Genomic DNA, 20,312 nt, shown 5'->3' with positions numbered 1-20,312 from the left:
ATATTTCTATTTAAAACGTAAATTTGCAACTTCTTAAAAAGGATGATAATGAAGTACAATTTCAACGAAATTGAAGCCAAATGGCAAAAATATTGGGCAGAAAACCAAACATTTAAAGCCATAAATGGAAGCGATAAACCAAAATACTATGTTTTGGATATGTTTCCTTACCCAAGTGGCGCCGGCTTACACGTTGGTCATCCGTTAGGGTATATTGCTTCCGATATTTATGCGCGTTACAAACGTCATCAAGGATTTAATGTATTGCATCCACAAGGTTATGATAGTTTTGGATTGCCGGCTGAACAATATGCGATACAAACAGGGCAACACCCAGCTATTACAACTGCCGAAAATATAAAAACATACCGTCGTCAATTAGATCAAATTGGATTTTCATTCGATTGGTCCCGTGAGGTTAGAACATCCGACCCAAGTTATTACAAATGGACGCAGTGGATATTTATCCAATTGTTCAATTCTTGGTATAATAATCATACCGATAAAGCTGAAGATATTTCAGTATTAGAAACGATTTTTTCTTCTGAAGGCAACGAAAATGTCAATGCGGTTTGCGATGACAATATCGAACCTTTTTCTGCAGAAGACTGGAATGCTTTTTCTTCTGAAAAACAACAACAAATATTATTACAATATAGATTAACCTATTTAGCTGAAACCGAAGTTAACTGGTGTCCTGCTTTAGGAACCGTTTTAGCAAATGATGAAATAGTAAATGGCGTTTCTGAGCGTGGTGGTCATCCTGTAATTAGAAAGAAGATGACCCAATGGAGTATGCGTATTTCTGCTTATGCAGAACGTTTACTTCAAGGTTTAGAAAAAATTGACTGGACAGATTCTTTAAAGGAAAGTCAACGTAACTGGATTGGAAAATCTGTTGGTGCTTCTGTAACGTTTAACGTCATTGCGAGTGAAACGAAGCAATCTGATGTTATAGACGTTTTCACAACAAGACCCGATACTATTTTTGGAGTTAGTTTTATGACACTAGCGCCAGAACACGAGTTGGTGTCACAAATAACAACGCCAGAACAAAAAGAAGCTGTTGATGCTTATATTTTAAAAACAGCTAAACGTAGTGAACGCGATAGGATGGCAGATGTAAAAACCATTTCAGGAGTTTTTACAGGTGCTTATGCAGAACATCCGTTTTCAAAAGAACCTATTCCAGTTTGGATTGGGGATTACGTATTAGCAGGTTATGGTACCGGAGCAGTAATGTCTGTGCCTTGTGGTGATGAACGTGATTACGCCTTTGCTAAACATTTTGGTATTCCAATTCCAAATATTTTTGATGGTGTTGATATTTCTGAAGAAGCCTTTTCAGATAAAGAAAAAACTGTGATTGGAAATAGTGATTTCCTAAACGGGATGAATTATAAAAAAGCAACCAAGCGTGCTATTTATGAGTTGGAGCAAATAGGGCAAGGTCAAGGAAAAACCAACTACCGTTTGCGTGATGCGGTTTTTAGCAGACAACGTTATTGGGGAGAACCTTTTCCTGTTTACTATGTGAATGGGATGCCACAAATGATTGATGCCGCACATTTACCAATAAAACTACCGGAAGTTGAAAAGTATTTACCAACCGAAACGGGCGAGCCACCATTAGGAAACGCCACAGTTTGGGCTTGGGATACTGAGAAGAATGAAGTGGTTTCAAATGACTTGATTGATAATAAAACCATTCACCCTTTAGAGTTGAATACGATGCCAGGTTGGGCAGGAAGTTCTTGGTATTTTAATCGCTATATGGATGCCAATAACACCGAAGAGTTTGCAAGTAAAGAAGCACTTAATTATTGGAAAGATGTAGATTTATACATAGGTGGAAGCGAGCATGCCACAGGGCATTTATTGTATTCTCGTTTTTGGCAAAAATTCTTGTTTGATAAAGGTGTTGTGCCTGTTGATGAATATGCAAAGAAGCTGATTAACCAGGGCATGATTTTGGGGACTAGTGCTTTTGTTTATAGAGAGGAAGGTACAAATACCTATTTATCTTTTGGTTTAATTGAAAATAAGAAAGTACAGCCATTACATGTTAAAGTGAAATATGTTAATGCTTCCGATGAGTTAGATATTGAAGGATTAAAGAATGATGAAGAATTTGGAGATGATTATGCGGATGCAGAATTCATTTTAGAAAATGGAGTTTATAAAGTTGGTCGTGATGTTGAGAAAATGTCAAAATCTAAATATAATGTCGTAAACCCAGATGATATTGTTTCAGATTACGGAGCAGACAGTTTACGTTTATACGAAATGTTCTTAGGGCCGTTAGAGCAATACAAACCTTGGAATACTGCTGGAATTACTGGTGTGCACTCGTTCCTTAAAAAACTATGGAAATTATATGCTGATGATAACGGATTGAAAGTTACAGATGCTACACCAACAAAAGACAATTTAAAAACACTTCATAAAACCATTAAAAAGGTAAAAGAAGATATTGAGAACTTTTCGTTTAATACGTCGGTATCTACATTTATGATTGCGGCCAATGAGTTGACGGCTCAAAAATGTACTAGCAAGGAAATATTAGAACCTTTATTGGTTTTAATTTCGCCTTATGCACCTCATATTGCTGAAGAGCTATGGAGTCAGTTAAGGAATAACGGGTCTATTTCAAAAGCACCTTTTCCAGAATTTGATGCCAGTCATTTAGTTGAAAGCAGCAAAAATTACCCCATTTCATTTAATGGTAAAATGCGTTTTACTATGGAATTGCCAATGGATATGAGTAAGGATGATATTGAGGCTGCTGTTTTAGCACACGAAAAAACACAAGAGCAATTAGGAGGAAGAACGCCTAAAAAAGTGATTGTGGTTCCTGGTAAGATTGTAAATATTGTTGGGTAACACTACAGCGCATAACGCTGAACTTGTATGTGCTGAATAACATAATTTTTTTGTCATGTCGAAATGAGGCACGATTGAGACATCGCATAATTTATACCGCATTGATTATGAGATTTCTCCAATTGTCGAAATGACAAAATATGAATGGTTACGGTTTGTTTCGCGTTAGGGATTGCAGCGGCATCCTTTTAAAATTAGTTAGCACTATATTAGCTTCAAGCAAATAATAAACAGATAGTAACGTCGCTCACCCCTCTATGACGTTTTAAAAGATATAGCGGAAAGCCCGACCCGTTTGGGTAACGCCCTAATTATTATCGTAATCAAACCATTCTGCAAACGAACTGTCGGTTTCTTGAAGTTTTAGGGAGTGTAGATGAATATGCTTTGGTAGGCGTGCTTTTATCTTTTTGGAGAAGTCTATAACCATCATTTCGCTGGTAGGCTGATAGTCTACTAGAAGCACATTATGTCCACGATCCTGGAGCTCTTTGGCAAGTTCTATATGTGGCGTGTTTTTGTTGAAAACCGTGGCGTGATCAAAGACATTTACAATTTCTTCTTTCACGATTTTTTTAAGGTCGCCAAAATCTATAACCATTCCAAACTTAACATTGGTGCTATCTGAAATAGGTTTCCCAATAACTGTAACCGATAGTTTGTAGCTGTGGCCGTGCACGTTTTTACATTTTCCGTCGTAGCCGTAAAGGGCATGACCAGTTTCAAAAGAGAATTGTTTTGTGATGCGAATGTTATTGCCCATTATTTTCTTTTTCTGCGGTTTACTGCGTAAACGATTATTAAAACCAGAGCTAAAACGAGAAACAATCCGTTTCCGCTCATAAATGACATGATATCCATATTATTCTTTATTAATTCTGTTTTTGTTGTATCGGTAAATAAAATAAGCTAATAATACAAGAACCACAAATGGTAGCATTGAGCCAATAAATACACCAATTTCGTAACCTTTATCTGGGGCGCTTTGTATTTTTTCTTCAATATCTACCTGATTTAGAAAAGCTACAAATAAATTCATTTAATTAATTTTTGCTTATTGCCGATTATCGGTCAAAGTTAATTATTTTGTGAAAGCGGCATAAATATTTTTCTAAATTTTATTATTAAAGGGATACCTCTCGCTATAATCCAGACGGTAATGGCAATAAATATAGCATGTAATTTATAGCCTAAATGATCCAACCAAAATAATATGGGTATGAATATTAAAAATGTTGAAAACAAAAGTACATTACGTAAATATTTCATTTTGCCAAGGCCTTTAAAAATGCCATCAAAAATAAATGCCAATGTACATAGGGGTTGCATGACAAGAACAATCCAAAAAATATTATAAAATGCTTTTAAAACTTCGGGTTCTTTAGTGAAAATTCGTCCTATAGGATAATAAAACAATGCACCAATAAGACCTAGAACAACACCGATTATTAGTCCGTATTTTATTAATTTATTGCTAAGGGTAATTAACGTACCAAAAGCTTTTGCTCCAAAAAGTTTTCCAGATAGAATATTACCTGCACTAGCATAGCCATCAACGATAAAAGCACCGAGAAACCATAAGTTTATTGCAATAGTATAAGCTGCTATATAAGCTGCACCATAACTCGTGGCAAACGCACTAGCATAATATAGCGTAACGTTTAACGCGATGGTTCTTATAAAAAGGTTGAGAATCATTAAAATAAAGCGTTTGATTTCTTTATTAAAAGGAAAAGTGAATTTTAGAGGAATGGTCGTTTTTTTAAGCAGAAAATAGGCCGAAAAAATGGCCATTAAAACTTGAGCAATAACACTGGCATAAGCAGCACCTTCAATATTCATAGGTGCTATATAACCATCGATGCCGTATACTAAGATAATATCTAGAACGATATTAGCTATGCTTCCAATAATGGCAATAATCATAGGATAATAAGTGTTTTGCAAACCCCGAAATGCCCCAAAAACCGCTATAGTAAATAAAGTAAAAGGAAAACCCAGAACACGTATCTTATAATAAACGATACTGTAGTCTAAAATTAAATCTGAAGCATTATAAAGTTTGAAAATATTTTTAGCAAATGGGTAAGTGCTAACAATAATAAGAATACTTAAAGATGTAATAATAAAAATTGCTTGTGCTGGAAGATTTTTAATTTTTTCTAATTGATTAGCACCAACGTATTGCGATACGATTGATGAAATGGCACTCCTTGTTTGACCCAAAACCCAAATTAACATCGACAAGAACGTGGTAACTATGCCAACAGCTGCCAAAGATTCGGTGGCGTTGTATTGAATATTGCCGACTATTGCCGCATCGGTTAATGACAAAATAGGTTCGGACACTCCAGAAATTAAGGCTGGAATAGCGAGTTTGTTTATATGTTTTAAGCTGATATTTATGTTCACAGTACAAGTTCGTAACAATAAAAAGAGTGTTTACTTTGTTTAGGAAAGAATATGTCTCCTAAACGTTTGTAGCCACGAAGTTCGTAAAATTTTTGGTTTTTTCGGTTCTGATAAAAAGTGTCTAACCTTATTGAAGTGTATTCGTTTTTTTTGGCGAAGTCTTCAGCAAATTGCATGAGTTGTTGTGCATATCCTTTGCTTTGTTCGTTTGGATGAATTGCTAAACGATGAATATAAATAGTGTTAATATTAGGTGTTAGCCAAGTGATAGGTATATATTCTTCATCTATAAATGTTGATATTGTAATGCAGCCAATTAATTTATTTTCTAATTTTAACACATACAATTCATAACGCTCAATATCCTTTAAAAAAGCTTGTTTGTTAGGGTAAAACGCGTTCCATTGGTAAATATGGATATCAACCATATGCGTAGCGCAAGCTTTTGTTAACTGAAGGATTTTATCAATATCTTCTAATGTTGCTTTACAAATCATTTAAATATTCTACTTTTGCCTCAAATTTATTGTAAATTTAGTTTTAAAACTTTACAGATATGAAGAATATTTTAGTACCCGTTGGATCTTCTAAAAATGCAGTAAGTCATTTACAGTATGCTGTTGACTTTGCTGAATCTTTTGGAGCTAATCTCTTTGTTGTACAAGTGTATAACGTTTATACAAAAGCAGGAACAATGGTTAGGGTTGATGAAATTATTGAGCGTGAAAGCAAAGCTTTTTTAGAAGATTTAGTTTCTAAAATTGACACTAAAGGCGTTAAAGTTATTGTAAAAACACTAAAAGGAAAACTGATTGATACTTTAGAATTAGCCTGTAAAGCCGCTGATATAGATTTAATGCTAGTTGAACCTAGAACAAACTCTATTAAAGACGAGGTGTATTTAGGTAAAACATCTGGTAAGATTGTAAAGCAGATGGATGTACCTGTGTTAATTATTCCTGAGGATTATAAGTTTATACCGCCTTCCAATATTTTAATGGCTATTAAATCAGCTATTATTAAAAAAGACAATGTGCTCAAGCCTCTTAAATTAATAAAAACTCAATTTGATGCTATTATTGATTTGTTATTAGTAAAAACACCATTTCATAACAAAGGTGATTTTGATGTTAATGATGAATTAAAGGGTATTGTAAAAAGTATTACTAAAACAGAAAATGCAACCACTTTTCAGGGGGTGCTATTTCATTTTGAATCTCATAAACCAGATATGCTATGTGTTGTAAGACGCAAAAGAGGTTTTTTTGCTAAAAAATGGGAAAAGAATACTATCTTAAAAAAAGATTTTCACAGTAATATTCCTGTGTTAGTATTAAGTGGATTAAAATAATAAATTGGGGATGTAGCTCAGTTGGCTAGAGCGCTTGACTGGCAGTCAAGAGGTCGTCGGTTCGAATCCGATCTTCTCCACAGTATATAAAAAGCTTCAGAAGTTTTTACTTTTGAAGCTTTTTTATTTGCATCAAAAAACACCTAATTAAACATAGTTATTTATTCATTTTAAAAACATGTTTAATATCTTAGTCAAATCCAAATTAAACGGTACTTAAAACTTCATGTCAGAATCCATAATAAAAAAAGACCTAAAAGCGCTTTCAGAACAATTAAATGGCGCCCTTTTTTTTGATGACTTGCACAAAAGTATTTATGCTACAGATGCTTCCGTTTACCGCATGCTACCTTTGGCTGTTGCATATCCAAAAGACAAGAGCGATATTAAAAAATTAATAATTTTCGCCAATAATCAAAATGTAACGCTTATTCCGAGAGCAGCCGGAACCTCTTTAGCCGGCCAATGTGTTGGAGAAGGTATTGTTGTTGATGTATCTAAGCATTTTACCAAAATTATAGAATTCAATAAAGAACAAAAAACCATCGTTGTAGAACCTGGTATTATAAGAGATGAATTGAATCATTTTTTAGAACCTTTTGGCTTGTTCTTTTCTCCTAATACATCAACTAGTAATCGCTGCATGCTAGGCGGCATGGTTGGCAATAATTCTTCTGGATCTACATCAATCAAATACGGGGTAACACGTGATAAAGTATTAGAAATCGAAACGATATTGTCCGATGGGTCTGAAGTCATGTTTCATTCACTTTCTGTTGAAGCGTTTAAAGCAAAGCAGCTAAATAATAGTATTGAAGGTGCTATTTACAAGACCCTTTTTGAAGAGTTGTCAAATCCAAAAATTCAAACTGAAATACATGAAGCGTTCCCAAAAGCATCTATTCATAGAAGAAATACAGGATACGCCATTGATGCCTTTTTAGATAAGCGTTCGCCTAACGGGCTATCTGAAGACATCAATGTTGCAAAATTACTTTGTGGAAGCGAGGGAACATTGGCTTTTACAACAGCTATAACATTACAATTAGACCTATTACCCCCAAAAGAAGATGTGTTTGTTATCGCTCATTTTAAAAGTGTTCAAGAAAGTTTAGAAGCCACTTTAATAGCCATGAAGCATAATCTCTATTCTTGTGAGTTATTAGATAAAACTATTTTAGACTGTACGAAAAACAATAGAGAACAAGTTAAAAACAGATTTTTTATTGAAGGCGACCCCGAAGCTGTTTTAATGTTGGAAATTAGAGATCAGTCATCTGAAAAAGCCGAGTTATTAGCTACCAATCTAATTCAAGATTTAAAGCAACATCAATTAGGCTATGCATTTCCAAAACTATATGGTCAAGATATAAAGAAGGTTATTGAATTACGAAAAGCAGGGCTAGGTTTATTAGGGAATATTGTTGGCGATGCTAAAGCAGTAGCTTGTATTGAAGATACTGCAGTAGATTTAAAAGATTTACCAAATTACATTTCTGAATTTACAAAAATGATGGATAGTTATGGGCAAAAGGCTGTTTATTATGCGCATGCGGGAGCAGGAGAAATACATTTAAGACCAATATTAAATTTAAAGAAAAATAAAGACGTAGCTCTTTTTAGGGAAATTACTACCGAAACAGCAAAACTGGTTAAAAAATATAAAGGATCCTTTAGCGGGGAACATGGTGATGGCATTGTTCGTGGTGAATTTTTACCACTTATGATTGGAGAAAAAAATTACGAGTTGTTAAAGCGGATAAAACATGCTTTTGATCCCAATAATGTGTTTAATAGAGGTAAAATAGTTGATGCTTATCCTATGGATAAATCGTTACGCTATGAGATTGATAGAGAAGAACCTGAAGTTGAGACGCTAATGGATTTTTCAGATTCAAAAGGACTTTTACGAGCCACTGAAAAATGTAATGGTTCTGGTGATTGTCGAAAATTACCATTTTCAGGAGGAACCATGTGTCCTAGTTATCGCGCTACTCGAAACGAAAAAGACACAACACGAGCTAGAGCGAATATTTTACGAGAATTTTTAACGAACTCTAATAAAGAAAACAAATTCAATCATACTGAGCTAAAAGACGTGTTTGATTTGTGTTTAAGTTGTAAGGCCTGTGCCAGTGAATGTCCAAGCAATGTAGATGTTGCGAGTTTTAAAGCCGAATTTTTACACCAATATCAAAAAGAAAACCCACCGTCATTGCGAACAAAAATGATGGCAAATAATGTAAAATACAATAAAATAGGCAGCTTATTTCCTAGTATAACAAATACATTATTAAATACGTCTTTAGCGAAAAACGTATTGGGAGTTGCTAAAAAAAGAAGTATCCCAAAACTAGCTTCCAATACATTCAGAAAATGGTACAGAACAAATCATAATACATTTCAGAATAAATCATTTGACAAAGGCGAACTGTATTTGTTTGTAGATGAATTTACTAATTATTACGATGTTCAAATTGGTATTGATACTTTTGAATTGCTAACCGAACTGGGATATAAAATACACATTATTGACCATGAAGAAAGTGGTAGAAGCCATCTTTCCAAAGGTTTTCTTGATGAGGCTAAAATAATTGCCAATAAAAATATTTCAATTTTCACTTCTATAATTTCTGAAGACCTACCGCTTATTGGCATTGAACCTTCAGCGATATTATCTTTTAGAGACGAATATTTACGTTTAGCTGAAAATAAAGATGACGCTAAAAAAATTGCTAAATACACGTTTACTATAGAAGAATTTATAAAAAATGAAGTGCTAAAAGGGAACATTAAACCTAATCAATTTACCAGTCAATCATCCATGATTAAAATTCATGGGCATTGTCATCAAAAAGCCTTAAGTAGCGTTGAACCAACTTTTTTTATGTTGAACTTGCCTGAAAATTATACTGTTAGTATTATTAATTCAGGATGTTGCGGTATGGCAGGTTCGTTTGGTTATGAGAAAGAGCATTATGATGTGAGTATGCAAGTAGGAGAAGACACTTTGTTTCCGAAGATAAGAAATATGGAAACCTCTGTAATTGTTGCTGCATCTGGCACCAGTTGTCGTCATCAAGTTTTTGATGGCACCAAACGCATTGCAGAACATCCTGTTAGTATTTTAAAACAGGCATTAATCTAAATAGTAATAAAACTAATAATTTTATTAATCACAATGTCTAAATATTTTGGAATCTCTTTACTATGCCATGGATGTGAAGCTCCAAAAACATGATTTGCACCATCAATAATTTCTAGTTTACCATTTGGGTTCCAGTTGTGAAGATTTTGAGCTTCTTCAATAAAAACGCTCGTATCGGTGTTTCCATGGATTATCAGGTAAGGGATTTTCAAGTTTGAAACAGCACGTTTAATGGTTAGTCTATTTTCATTAGCAATAAAATCTTCATAGAATTGATAATAATGTGGCATTTGTTGTTTTGTTCTGCCGTTTAAAACATATTTAACACCATCTTTTTTCCATTGTTCTAAATCTCCAGTTGTTGAAGTTCTTTTTCCAAAACTAGAAACCCCTGCAAGACTTACAACTTTTTTTATACGGTTATCTTCTTCAGCTTTTATAGTTACAATACCACCAGCCCTACTATGACCAATAAGAGAAATATTATTTCTGTTTGCTTCTTTTTTAAATTCGGGATTTGAACAAACCCAATCGATTATACATTGTAAATCGTCTAATTCTTTGGTGTAATTATTATTTCCGAAAGCTTCCAAATCTGGAAAATCTATAGGCTGATGAACGGTTCCGCCATTATGCGAAAAATTAAATTTTATAAAATAAAACCCAGCTTCGGCAAAAGCTTTTGCCATTACATTCCAAGCGCCCCAATCTTTAAAGCCTTTATAACCATGACAAAAAATGATAACGGGTTTAGGCTGATTATTTTTAATATAAACAACATCGGTAAGTATCGGTTTACCATGTTGCCCTTGAATAATTATATTTTTAGTAAAAGTCATTTTTAAACTTCTTTTTCAGTGAAATCTATGTTTGGATTACAAATCTCTATAATAAGATTTTTTAGTTGAACGCTAAATTCATCTATAATTTCTTGAGTTATTAATGTGTCTTTTTTAGCGTAACTACCAGCCTTATCTTTTTTAGCAAACTTTAAGAATCCTGAACTTAAATTTTTAAATGAAATAATTCCAGCTTCAACAGGAAGCATTATCTCTTTTGAAAGCTGCATCATATACGCATATGTTAGCACTTGAAAACTCTTGCTATACTTTTTATAATCTGTTGTCAGGTCTTCCCAATTTACAATTTCAACTTGATTTTGCTGAACGCTACCTGTTTTGTAATCAATAATACGAGTTATACCATTGCACTCATCTACTCTATCCACTTTGCCTTTTATTTTAACTGGGAAATTGAGTTCAGGAATGTTGATTGAAATAGTATTATCAGCTTCAATCGCTATAATTTTTATGTCATTTCCTGCTTTTATGTCTTTAATTTCTAAATCCAAAAAATTAGATACATAACGTTTTGCAATTTCAAAAATAATTAGGTTTTTACCTTTAGTAATATCGCCTTCCTTGTATTCATTTTTAAAATGAAACGTTACTTTTTCTTCAATTTGAGATTTTAAGTTTTTAATAATTTCTACAGTTAAAAACATGCCCAATAAAGGCTTATAAAAATCTTCAAGCGTATTATGTACGACTGTGCCTAAAGTGTTTGCAGCAACAGTTTCTTCAACATCATCATGTTCTTTTATTTTTAATATTTTCTGATAATAAAAATCAATAGGGTTTCTAATATAGTTGGTTAATGATGAAGGTGAAAACCCATCTTGCGCCAGTTGGATTATTTGTTTTTGTAAAGCTTTCGTTTTTTTAACAATGTTTAAAGTAGGTTCAATAATGGGAACTTGAGGTGTTAAAATCTGCTGATTTATATGATGAATACCTTCTAACTCTAATTGTGTAATAAATCGGCTTTTTTCTCCGACTGTTAATACATCTGCCTCAGTATTATACAATATGAAAACATTTTTAGCACGTTGTAAAAGCCTATAAAAATGATAGGTGTAAACCGCATCTTTTTCTTTATAAGTGGGCAAGTTATTTTCAATTTTAACATCAAAAGGAATAAAAGAATTATTGCTTTTTCCTGAAGGAAGCACCCCTTCATTTACAGAAGAAATAATGACAGTATCAAAATCTAAAACACGAGATTCCAGCATGCCCATAATTTGTAAACCTTGAAGAGGTTCACCTTGAAAATCTAAAGTTTCTGTACTTAATAACTCCTTATAAACGCCATGGAGCGTTGAAATATCTTTTATATGATGATACTCTGAATTTAATCGGGTAAGCTCATTAAACAGTTCATTAAAGCGGAACACATATTCTAATGGAAGTAAATTTGAAGCTTTCTCAACATCTAAATAGTTTTTAATAGCTAAAATGAGTTTTGAACAATTGCTTAAGGCTGTTTCAATGGACATGTCCCAGCTAGAAAACAACAAATCAACAATATGGCTAGCCTTAGTAGCAATTTCTTTTAAACGCTCTCTATTTAAGTATACAAGGTTATTACTGTCAATAGTTTCAATGAGTTTAGATGCATAATCTATGTTTTCAATATAAAATATAGGTCTTATAAATTGATGCGATATAATATTTTTAACATCCTTATAGTAAAATGAACTTGAATACGTTTTATGTAAACGAAACAAAGCTTCAAAAAGCGATGACAGTGGGATGGATTTTAACGGAAATCCCATGGTTATGTTTAACGCATTGATGCTTGAAGGAATTGAGTTAAGTACAGGAACCAATAAGTTTTCATCACCTAAAACAACCGCTGTATTTTGTAATGATTGATTCTCTTTTTGTATAGTATTTAAAAGCGACCCAATGTATTTAGCTTGCCCAATATTTTTTGGGATGCCAAAAACAGATATGTTTTTTTCTGTTGCGTAATTTGTTGTTATCCAATTAAAAGGATTTGTTTTAAAGAAATTCCAATTGTTTTTATGCTGCCTAGTAAATAATGCGGCATCATGCTTTTTGTTATCCAAGAAGACTTTATCAATATCCCAATAAATTTTTGCTAAACCGTTTTTTAGCAATTCTTGTATAATGGTTTCTTCTGAAGTGTTTAAAGCATTAAACCCTAAAAACACATGTTGCTTTTTAGGATTGTTTTGAATGTAGGGTTCTAAATTCTCAACAGCTTCTCTGTAAATCAGACCTTGATAGCCAATTTTTTTGTTTAAAAGATGTTCTGTAAAATGCTTATAATAGATATAAAGTTTATTCCAAAATGCTAAATAATTTTTAACAAAATCTGTTTTATGTGCTTCTAATGACCAATGATTTAAATCTTGAATGGCACTTAGGTAGTTGAAAATACTTTCTTGAGGGATTAGATACCGATCAATTTCATTAAAATCTTGCAATAATATTTGGGCCCATTTTGAAAAGGATTCAAAAGTATCAAGGTTTTCTTTTTTTGTTAATTCAATATAGGAATTATAAAACTCAAAAAGGAGTTCTGTGTTTGGAACACTTTTTAGTTGAGATAACTCTTCGACAAACTCTTCTATACTAATTATCTGTGGAGAAAAAACAGTTTGCTTTACAACTTTTGGAAGTTCATGTTTTAAAAACAACCCAGCTCTTTTACTAGGTAGTACAAAGGTTAATTCAGAAAGATTTGCTTTGCTGTCTTGTAAATCTTTTAAAACATCGTGAATGAAAGTTGTCATACCAATTTAATTTTAAAATTGTGCATTAGTAAGTGGAATTATTTTTTGGTTATTTAAGGCTGAAAATATAAGTATAACAGGAGTTACGGTTACATTTTTAAACGAAAAATAAGTAAAAAAGAAACTATTTACATGTACCATTTTGAAGTTTAATTGGTTATATAAAAATAAAAAACGCTTCGGATATCCGAAGCGTTTTTTGTAAACTTATTTGTTTTAAAATTAGTTTAGCTTATTTTGCTAAGTTAATTTCAACACGTCTGTTATTCGCTCTACCAGCTCTAGTTTTGTTAGAATCAATTGGTTTAGCTTCTCCGTAACCAAGAGCAGAAAGTCTGAAAGCATCGATACCGTTTTTAACTAAGTATTCTTTTACAGAATTAGCTCTAGAATCAGATAATCTTTGGTTTAATTTTTCGCTACCAACACTATCAGTATGACCTTCAACAGTAAATTTAGCTGTTGGGTATTCTTTAAGGATACCTATGATGTCACCTAATACAGCTTCAGATTGAGCCTTGATAGATGATTTTCCAGTATCAAATAAAATTGTTTTAGCGTACTCGTTAAGTGTTTTTTGAACTTCCTCAGTTACTTCAGGACATCCGTTGTTAGCAACAGTTCCTTTAACGTCAGGACATTTATCGTCTTTATCTAAAACACCATCACCGTCAGCATCTGGCCAAGGACAACCTTTGTTAGCAGCAGGACCTGCAGTGTTAGGACATTTGTCATCAGCATCAGTTATACCATCACCGTCAGCATCTGGACAACCAGCTAAAGCTTTTAAACCAGCAACTGTAGGACAGTTATCTTTGTTGTCAGCAATACCATCACCATCAGTATCAGGACATCCGTTAAGCTCAGCTAAACCAGCTTCGCTAGGACAATCATCTTTACTGTCTTCGATGCCATCACCGTCAGTATCAGGACATCCGTTGAAAGCTTCTAAACCAGCAACATCTGGACAAGCATCATCTTTGTCATATATACCATCACCGTCAGTATCAGTTCCACCAAATTTGATAGATAAACCAGCAGTATGTTGGAAATGAGTTTGTAAATAATCTTCAAAAGCATGTTTGTATGCTGTTTGAACAGTTAAACCAATGTTTTCGCTAAACCATAAGTTAAAACCTAAAGTTCCGTTTAAAGTACCAGCTCCAATTTCATCAATCCAAGTATAACCACCTCCAACTCCTACGTAAGGATCGAAAGTTTTATTTTCTCTAAAATTGTACTTAATAGTTCCATCAACTCCGTAATAAGACCAGTCGTCAACATTGTTAGTTGTATCTGGGTTTGTACTTATGTCTCCCCATTTATTAATTTTATTTAAAGAACCAGCAACTCCAAAAGAGAAACCATCGCTTAAATACTTAGATACGGAGATTGTAGATAAAGAAGGTAAAATATTCCAGTGATCGGTAACATTAGCGAACTCATCAAAAATAGTTTCACTAAATAATCCGCCGTCTCCAGAAGGATAAGCATCAACTGCGTTTACCCCGATAGTAATCTGCCATGGGTTGTTGTTGTCTTGCGCATTAGCGTTGCTATAACCAAGTACAAGCAACATAGCGAACAATAATCTGCTAAGATTTTTCATATTCAAAAGTTTAATTTTAAGTGTTAATCGTAAACAAAAGTAAGTTGTTAAATGTTATTAACAAAGACAAATATAGAAAAAAATAGAATATATTGGCAGTTGGTCGATAGTTAAGAATGATTTTAGATAATTTTTAGCTTTTTTCCTACATTTACAAATGCAGTAATAGCTTTATCTAAATGCGTTTTTGTATGTGCCGCAGAGAGTTGCACACGTATTCTTGCTTTTTCTTTTGGTACGACCGGAAAAAAAAAGCCAATAACATAAATACCTTCTTTCAATAGCATATTTGCCATAGTTTGAGATAATTTTGCATCATATAACATAACTGGAACAATGGCAGAATCGCCATCAACAATGTCAAAACCTGCGTTTTTCATACCTTTTTTGAAATAATTGGTGTTCCATTCTAAAGCGTCTCTTAATTCTGTATCGTTAGTAAGCATTTCAAACACCTTTATAGAAGCACCAACAATAGCGGGAGCAAGCGAATTTGAAAACAAATATGGTCTAGAACGCTGGCGTAACATATCAATTATTTCTTTTTTTCCTGTGGTATACCCTCCCATGGCGCCTCCTAATGCTTTCCCTAAAGTCCCAGTTATTATATCTATTCTATATAGAACACCTTTTTCTTCTAGTGTTCCACGCCCTGTTTTGCCTATAAAACCTGCGGCATGACATTCATCTATCATGACCAATGCGTCATATTTATCAGCTAAATCACAAATTTTATCTAATGGCGCTAATAATCCGTCCATTGAAAATACACCATCTGTAACTATAACCTTAAATCTCGCTCCGTTTTGATTAGCGGCAATAAGCTGTTTCTCTAAATCTGCCATGTCACTATTTTTATAACGATAGCGCGCAGCTTTGCACAAACGCACACCGTCTATTATGGAGGCATGATTCAAGGAATCTGAAATAATAGCATCTTCTTTATCAAATAAAGGTTCAAAAACACCACCATTAGCATCAAAAGCAGCGGCGTATAGTAAAGTATCTTCGGTGTTATAAAAATCAGCTATCTTTTCCTCTAGCTCTTTATGTATATCTTGTGTGCCACAAATAAAACGAACCGAACTCATACCAAAACCATGCGTGTCCATGGTGTCTTTTGCAGCTTGAATAACCTCGGGGTGGGCTGATAGGCCTAAATAATTGTTTGCACAAAAGTTTAACACGGTTTCGCCTGTGCTTAAAGTAATTTCGGCACCTTGAGCTGAAGTAATAATGCGCTCCTCTTTATAAAGCCCGTCGTTTTTTATATCTCGAAGGGCTTCTTTTAGATGATTTTTCAGTTTCCCGTACATATTTTGGCGTTTTATGCAAATTTAAATATCTTTCACTAAAATATCATCATTTATATAAACAAGAATCTTCTTTTTAACAATCAAATTCATGTCTTCCAAAACATCTTGATATAGTTGTAATTGCTGTTCATGTTTTTTGTCTTCAACGCCGGTTTTATAATCGATAATTATAGCATTGCTTTCAGGATTTACAGCCACTCTATCTGGTCTTAAAATAACACCATCCTTTGTAAGGATATCGCGCTCGTTATATATGGTGTAATCTGAACTGTAATAATCTTCTAGTTTTGGGTGTTCAACAATTTGAAAAACTATTTGCTTTAACGCAGCTGCTTGGTCTTTATTAATTAATGACATCTTTATAAAATCACTAATCACAAAATCAATATCATCCTTTGTTTCAATTTGAGACATAATATCATGTATAAGATTTCCTTTTTCTATAGCTTCTTGTTGATTGGTATCCCAAAGGAATCCTGATTTAGTGACTACTTTTATATTATGGTTTTCCTTGGCTGTTGAAATAAATTCGTGTTGAATTTTGGTGTCTTTAGAAGTAGATGAAATATCAGATGTTTTTTTAGCCCCGAAAGCAATCGGGGTTCCGAAACTATATGATACTTCTAAATCATTCCACAAACCTAAATGCTGCAAATAATTAATCAATAATCCCGAATATTTTTTGCTATTTACTTCTCTTTTTGATGAGACCTCTTTTTTTGAAATAACATACAACTGCTCAACAGCCCTGGTTAAAGCTACATATAATAGATTGATATTATCTAATTCTTGTTCAGATTGATGTTTACTATATATAGATTGACCTTCTTCACCATAATGCTCAATATCCTTATTATAGTTTAAAAGCGTATGCGAAAAACCATTGTATTTTTCTTTGTCCAAAGAAAACCATTCTTTAGGCTCTACTTCTCTATAAATATCTAAATCGGCATAAGGAAGTATAACCACAGGAAATTCTAAACCTTTTGATTTATGAATGGTCATGATTTGAACCGCATTTTGCCCTTTTGGCGATATAATGCTCAAACTATCTTTTTTCTTCTCAAAATAATCTAAAAAACCAGAAATATCAGAACCTTTTTTCTGTGAAAAATCTAAAACAACATCTAAATAAAATTGAATGTAAGCGTTTGAAGTTTTCACTAAATTGAAGCTTCTAACAATGGTTTCGGCTAAATCGTAAAGTGGAAGTTGCAGCAAAACTTCATTTGATATGAATATATTAAAAACTTCAAAACTTTTGAATAATTCTGAAATAGGCAACTTTATATGATTTGAGAAAAAGGCGTGCTTGTCATCAATATTAAATAGCGTTGCTAAAAAATTTAAAACCTTAATTTTCAGTTCATTATTTTTTGGTTGAATTAAAAGTGCCAACAAGTCATTTATAAAAACGGCTTCTGGCGAATTATGAATAAGTAAGGTTTCAGACGAAATAATAGGAATATGATTTTGACTTAAATAATTAGCCACCGCAACACCTTCTTTTTTCTTTCTTACCAAAACACAAATGTCTTCTAGTTTAAAACCATTTTCTAAACATTTCTGGATTGTTTTTAAAACGTTGCCTGAAAATATGTCATCTCTATCATCATCCTTTTCAATATCTAAAAACGATAATTCAACATAACCTGCGTCATCTTTAGTAATGATCTGATTGGCATTGTCGTAAAGGGTTTTATAATCGGGATTATTAAAAACCTGAGTAGCCAAAAACTTAAAAAAGCCATTATTAAAATGTACTATTTCTTTAAAGCTTCTAAAATTAGAAGGAAGATTTTCAACACGCTTTTTTATATAAAACGGGTTCTCTTTATTGAACAACCCTATAAACTGTTCTGCTTTACCTCCTCGCCATCTGTAAATAGCTTGTTTTGCATCGCCAACCAGCATGGTACTTCCTGTTTCTGTAGAAAGCGAATTCCCTAACAACGGAATTAAATTCTCCCATTGCATAACCGAGGTGTCTTGAAATTCGTCAATAAAATAATGATTAAACTTTTCGCCAATACGCTCATAAATAAAAGGCGTGGGTTGATTTCTAATTTCTTTGCTAATAATAGCATTGAATTCTGAAATCAACATTTTATTTTGGTCTTCTTTCAAAAAAGAAAGCTCCTTATTAATGGCGCTTAAAACCGATAATGGTGTTATGTTTTTATAAAATCCTTTTAAAAATTTAAGATGAAAAACGGCATGTTTCGTTTCGTTAAACCCTAAAGCCATTTGTGGTTGAATTTGTTCAATAATACCTGCAATATCACTGGTAACACGTTTTGGATATAAGGTTTTGGATTCAATATCTTGTTGCCACTTGGCTTCAAAATTAACATCAAAAATTTTATCTGCCAATTTTTTAAAATGCTTGGGTAAATAACTTCCCGAAAAATCGTTAAACTCTAATCCTGCTTCTTCAATTATGGTTAAACTATTTTGTGCTTTTTCAACAATACTTAGTTCTAGTGCAGCAATTTCATTTTTCAACTGTACTTTAAGGACTTTAAAATCATCTAAAGTCTTATCCTTTAAACCTTCAATAAAGGGAATATCATTTTCGTTTACTAAAAGTTTCGCAATCTTATTAAAATCAAAAGACACATCATAACTTTTATCATCATCGGCTTTTTCAATAGCAAAATCCACTAAAACCTTAGTGAGCTCTGTATCTGTTCCAGCTTTAGAAATCAAGCTATCGACCGCTTCATTTAAAAGGGCGTCTTGATCTAATTCAACTTCAAAGTTTAGAGGTAATTTTAAATCGTATGCAAACGTTCTAATCAATTTATGCGTAAAACCATCAATAGTCGAAATATCAAAGGCCGCATAATTATGTATAATGGTATTTAGTAGTTTTTTGGATTTTTGATGTAATGATTGTGGACCTATTTGAAGCTCACTGCAAATGGTTTCAAACATACTATCTGGGTTTTCCAAAATAGCGTTATCCGAAAATATTTTAAGCGTTTCAATAATACGGGATTTCATTTCGGCAACAGCCTTATTTGTAAACGTTATGGCCAGAATACGTTTAAATTGTTCCGAATTATTAGAACTAAATAAAATCTTCAAATATTCTTTTACAAGCGTATAGGTTTTTCCGCTACCCGCAGAAGCATTATATATAGTAAAATAGCTGGTTTGCATGAAATAGAATTTGTTTTACAATATAAAAACTATCAATGAGTTCATAACAATTTATTATTTTTAATTGAAGTGTTTTATCCTTAAATTTGAATGAAAATAAATACTAATATTTAAAAACAAAAAATTATGGCTTTCGAATTACCAAAATTAGGATATGCTTATGATGCTCTAGAACCTTATATAGATGCTAGAACCATGGAAATACACCATACAAAACATCATCAAGGATATACTAACAATTTAAATAATGCTATTTCAGGAACAGATTTAGAAGGGAAATCTATTGAAGATATTCTTGCTAATTTGGATATGGAAAATAGCGCTGTTAGAAATAATGGTGGAGGGTTTTATAACCACTCATTATATTGGAGCGTTATGAATCCAGAAGGAAAAGGGTATTTATCTGGAGAATTAAAAGATGCTATTGAAGCTGCTTATGGTTCTGTTGATGATTTTAAAGATGATTTTGCTAAAGCTGCAGGAACACGTTTTGGTTCTGGTTGGGCATGGCTTTGCGTACACAAAGGTGGAAAAGTAGAAGTGTGCTCTACACCTAACCAAGACAATCCTTTAATGCCTGGTGTTAGCTGTGGTGGCACTCCAATTTTAGGAATTGATGTTTGGGAACATGCTTACTATTTAAACTACCAAAACCGTCGTCCGGATTACATTAAAGCATTTTTTAATGTCATTAACTGGAATGAAGTTGAAAAACGATACGCAGAAGCGAAATAAGCTTAACATTAATTACAAATCAAAAGCTCTGAACTATTTCAGGGCTTTTTTGTTTATTTAGCACGAAAAAGCAACCTCTGAATTTGTAATTT

13 protein-coding genes and 1 tRNA gene are annotated in these 20,312 nt (G+C 33.0%); 5 read left to right on the top strand and 9 right to left on the bottom strand.

Going from position 1 to position 20,312, the window contains the following annotated elements:
• The first annotated feature begins 48 nt into the window (after window positions 1–48).
• Window positions 49–2,883: a leucine--tRNA ligase gene (leuS, locus tag ABD935_RS12130; RefSeq protein WP_345192351.1), complete on the top strand. Its 2,835-nt coding sequence runs from the start codon at window positions 49–51 to the stop codon at window positions 2,881–2,883.
• A 307-nt stretch (window positions 2,884–3,190) separates the two neighbouring features.
• Here leuS and ABD935_RS12125 read toward each other — a convergent pair whose 3' ends face one another.
• The 4 genes from ABD935_RS12125 to ABD935_RS12110 all read right to left on the bottom strand — a co-directional run bounded on the left by ABD935_RS12125 (window position 3,191) and on the right by ABD935_RS12110 (window position 5,792).
• Window positions 3,191–3,646 carry a 6-pyruvoyl trahydropterin synthase family protein gene (locus ABD935_RS12125; RefSeq protein ID WP_345192350.1) on the bottom strand — a complete coding sequence of 152 codons (456 nt, stop codon included), beginning with the start codon at window positions 3,644–3,646 and terminating at the stop codon, window positions 3,191–3,193.
• Window positions 3,647–3,745: 99 nt separating this feature from the next.
• Entirely contained in the window at window positions 3,746–3,922 is a 177-nt protein-coding gene (locus ABD935_RS12120; protein ID WP_345192349.1) for a hypothetical protein, read from the bottom strand.
• A 38-nt stretch (window positions 3,923–3,960) separates the two neighbouring features.
• Window positions 3,961–5,295, bottom strand: a complete 1,335-nt coding sequence (locus ABD935_RS12115) for an MATE family efflux transporter (protein WP_345192348.1) — start codon at window positions 5,293–5,295, stop codon at window positions 3,961–3,963.
• Window positions 5,292–5,792: a GNAT family N-acetyltransferase gene (locus ABD935_RS12110; protein WP_345192347.1), complete on the bottom strand. Its 501-nt coding sequence runs from the start codon at window positions 5,790–5,792 to the stop codon at window positions 5,292–5,294. The genes ABD935_RS12115 and ABD935_RS12110 overlap by 4 nt, the downstream gene beginning before the upstream one ends.
• A gap of 59 nt (window positions 5,793–5,851) precedes the next feature.
• Between ABD935_RS12110 and ABD935_RS12105 the strand changes: the two genes are divergently transcribed.
• The 3 genes from ABD935_RS12105 to ABD935_RS12095 all read left to right on the top strand — a co-directional run bounded on the left by ABD935_RS12105 (window position 5,852) and on the right by ABD935_RS12095 (window position 9,794).
• Entirely contained in the window at window positions 5,852–6,646 is a 795-nt protein-coding gene (locus ABD935_RS12105; RefSeq protein ID WP_345192346.1) for a universal stress protein, read from the top strand.
• A 6-nt stretch (window positions 6,647–6,652) separates the two neighbouring features.
• Window positions 6,653–6,726 (top strand) — tRNA-Ala (locus ABD935_RS12100).
• Window positions 6,727–6,872: 146 nt separating this feature from the next.
• Entirely contained in the window at window positions 6,873–9,794 is a 2,922-nt protein-coding gene (locus tag ABD935_RS12095; protein WP_345192345.1) for an FAD-binding and (Fe-S)-binding domain-containing protein, read from the top strand.
• On the opposite strand, the gene ABD935_RS12090 is transcribed toward ABD935_RS12095, so the two are convergent.
• The 5 genes from ABD935_RS12090 to ABD935_RS12070 all read right to left on the bottom strand — a co-directional run bounded on the left by ABD935_RS12090 (window position 9,791) and on the right by ABD935_RS12070 (window position 19,485).
• Complete coding sequence (locus ABD935_RS12090; protein ID WP_345192344.1) at window positions 9,791–10,633, bottom strand: alpha/beta hydrolase family protein; 843 nt, start codon at window positions 10,631–10,633, stop codon at window positions 9,791–9,793. The two genes, ABD935_RS12095 and ABD935_RS12090, sit on opposite strands and share 4 nt — an antisense overlap.
• Before the next feature lie 2 nt (window positions 10,634–10,635).
• A complete protein-coding gene (locus tag ABD935_RS12085; protein ID WP_345192343.1) occupies window positions 10,636–13,395 on the bottom strand; it encodes a PD-(D/E)XK nuclease family protein in 2,760 nt (919 codons plus the stop codon).
• 232 nt (window positions 13,396–13,627) lie between these two features.
• Window positions 13,628–15,004 (bottom strand): OmpA family protein, encoded by a 1,377-nt coding sequence (locus ABD935_RS12080; RefSeq protein WP_345192341.1) that lies wholly within the window; start codon window positions 15,002–15,004, stop codon window positions 13,628–13,630.
• Between the two features lie 122 nt (window positions 15,005–15,126).
• Complete coding sequence (gene kbl, locus ABD935_RS12075; protein WP_345192340.1) at window positions 15,127–16,320, bottom strand: glycine C-acetyltransferase; 1,194 nt, start codon at window positions 16,318–16,320, stop codon at window positions 15,127–15,129.
• A gap of 21 nt (window positions 16,321–16,341) precedes the next feature.
• Window positions 16,342–19,485 carry a UvrD-helicase domain-containing protein gene (locus ABD935_RS12070; protein ID WP_345192338.1) on the bottom strand — a complete coding sequence of 1,048 codons (3,144 nt, stop codon included), beginning with the start codon at window positions 19,483–19,485 and terminating at the stop codon, window positions 16,342–16,344.
• A gap of 126 nt (window positions 19,486–19,611) precedes the next feature.
• Between ABD935_RS12070 and ABD935_RS12065 the strand changes: the two genes are divergently transcribed.
• Window positions 19,612–20,220, top strand: coding sequence for a superoxide dismutase (locus ABD935_RS12065; RefSeq protein WP_345192337.1), 609 nt, complete (start codon window positions 19,612–19,614; stop codon window positions 20,218–20,220).
• Window positions 20,221–20,312 lie beyond the last annotated feature (92 nt).

Source organism: Algibacter agarivorans (assembly GCF_039543245.1).
Taxonomy (GTDB): Bacteria; Bacteroidota; Bacteroidia; order Flavobacteriales; family Flavobacteriaceae; genus Algibacter_G; species Algibacter_G agarivorans.
This window is presented reverse-complemented; position numbering and strand designations above follow the sequence as displayed.

Bases quoted from the DNA above. Each gene is read 5' to 3' on its own strand.
- leuS (WP_345192351.1), top strand. From the start codon at position 49: ATGAAGTACAATTTCAACGAAATTGAAGCCAAATGGCAAAAATATTGG.
- ABD935_RS12125 (WP_345192350.1), bottom strand. From the start codon at position 3,646: ATGGGCAATAACATTCGCATCACAAAACAATTCTCTTTTGAAACTGGT.
- ABD935_RS12120 (WP_345192349.1), bottom strand. From the start codon at position 3,922: ATGAATTTATTTGTAGCTTTTCTAAATCAGGTAGATATTGAAGAAAAA.
- ABD935_RS12110 (WP_345192347.1), bottom strand. From the start codon at position 5,792: ATGATTTGTAAAGCAACATTAGAAGATATTGATAAAATCCTTCAGTTA.
- ABD935_RS12105 (WP_345192346.1), top strand. From the start codon at position 5,852: ATGAAGAATATTTTAGTACCCGTTGGATCTTCTAAAAATGCAGTAAGT.
- ABD935_RS12095 (WP_345192345.1), top strand. From the start codon at position 6,873: ATGTCAGAATCCATAATAAAAAAAGACCTAAAAGCGCTTTCAGAACAA.
- ABD935_RS12090 (WP_345192344.1), bottom strand. From the start codon at position 10,633: ATGACTTTTACTAAAAATATAATTATTCAAGGGCAACATGGTAAACCG.
- ABD935_RS12085 (WP_345192343.1), bottom strand. From the start codon at position 13,395: ATGACAACTTTCATTCACGATGTTTTAAAAGATTTACAAGACAGCAAA.
- ABD935_RS12080 (WP_345192341.1), bottom strand. From the start codon at position 15,004: ATGAAAAATCTTAGCAGATTATTGTTCGCTATGTTGCTTGTACTTGGT.
- kbl (WP_345192340.1), bottom strand. From the start codon at position 16,320: ATGTACGGGAAACTGAAAAATCATCTAAAAGAAGCCCTTCGAGATATA.
- ABD935_RS12070 (WP_345192338.1), bottom strand. From the start codon at position 19,485: ATGCAAACCAGCTATTTTACTATATATAATGCTTCTGCGGGTAGCGGA.
- ABD935_RS12065 (WP_345192337.1), top strand. From the start codon at position 19,612: ATGGCTTTCGAATTACCAAAATTAGGATATGCTTATGATGCTCTAGAA.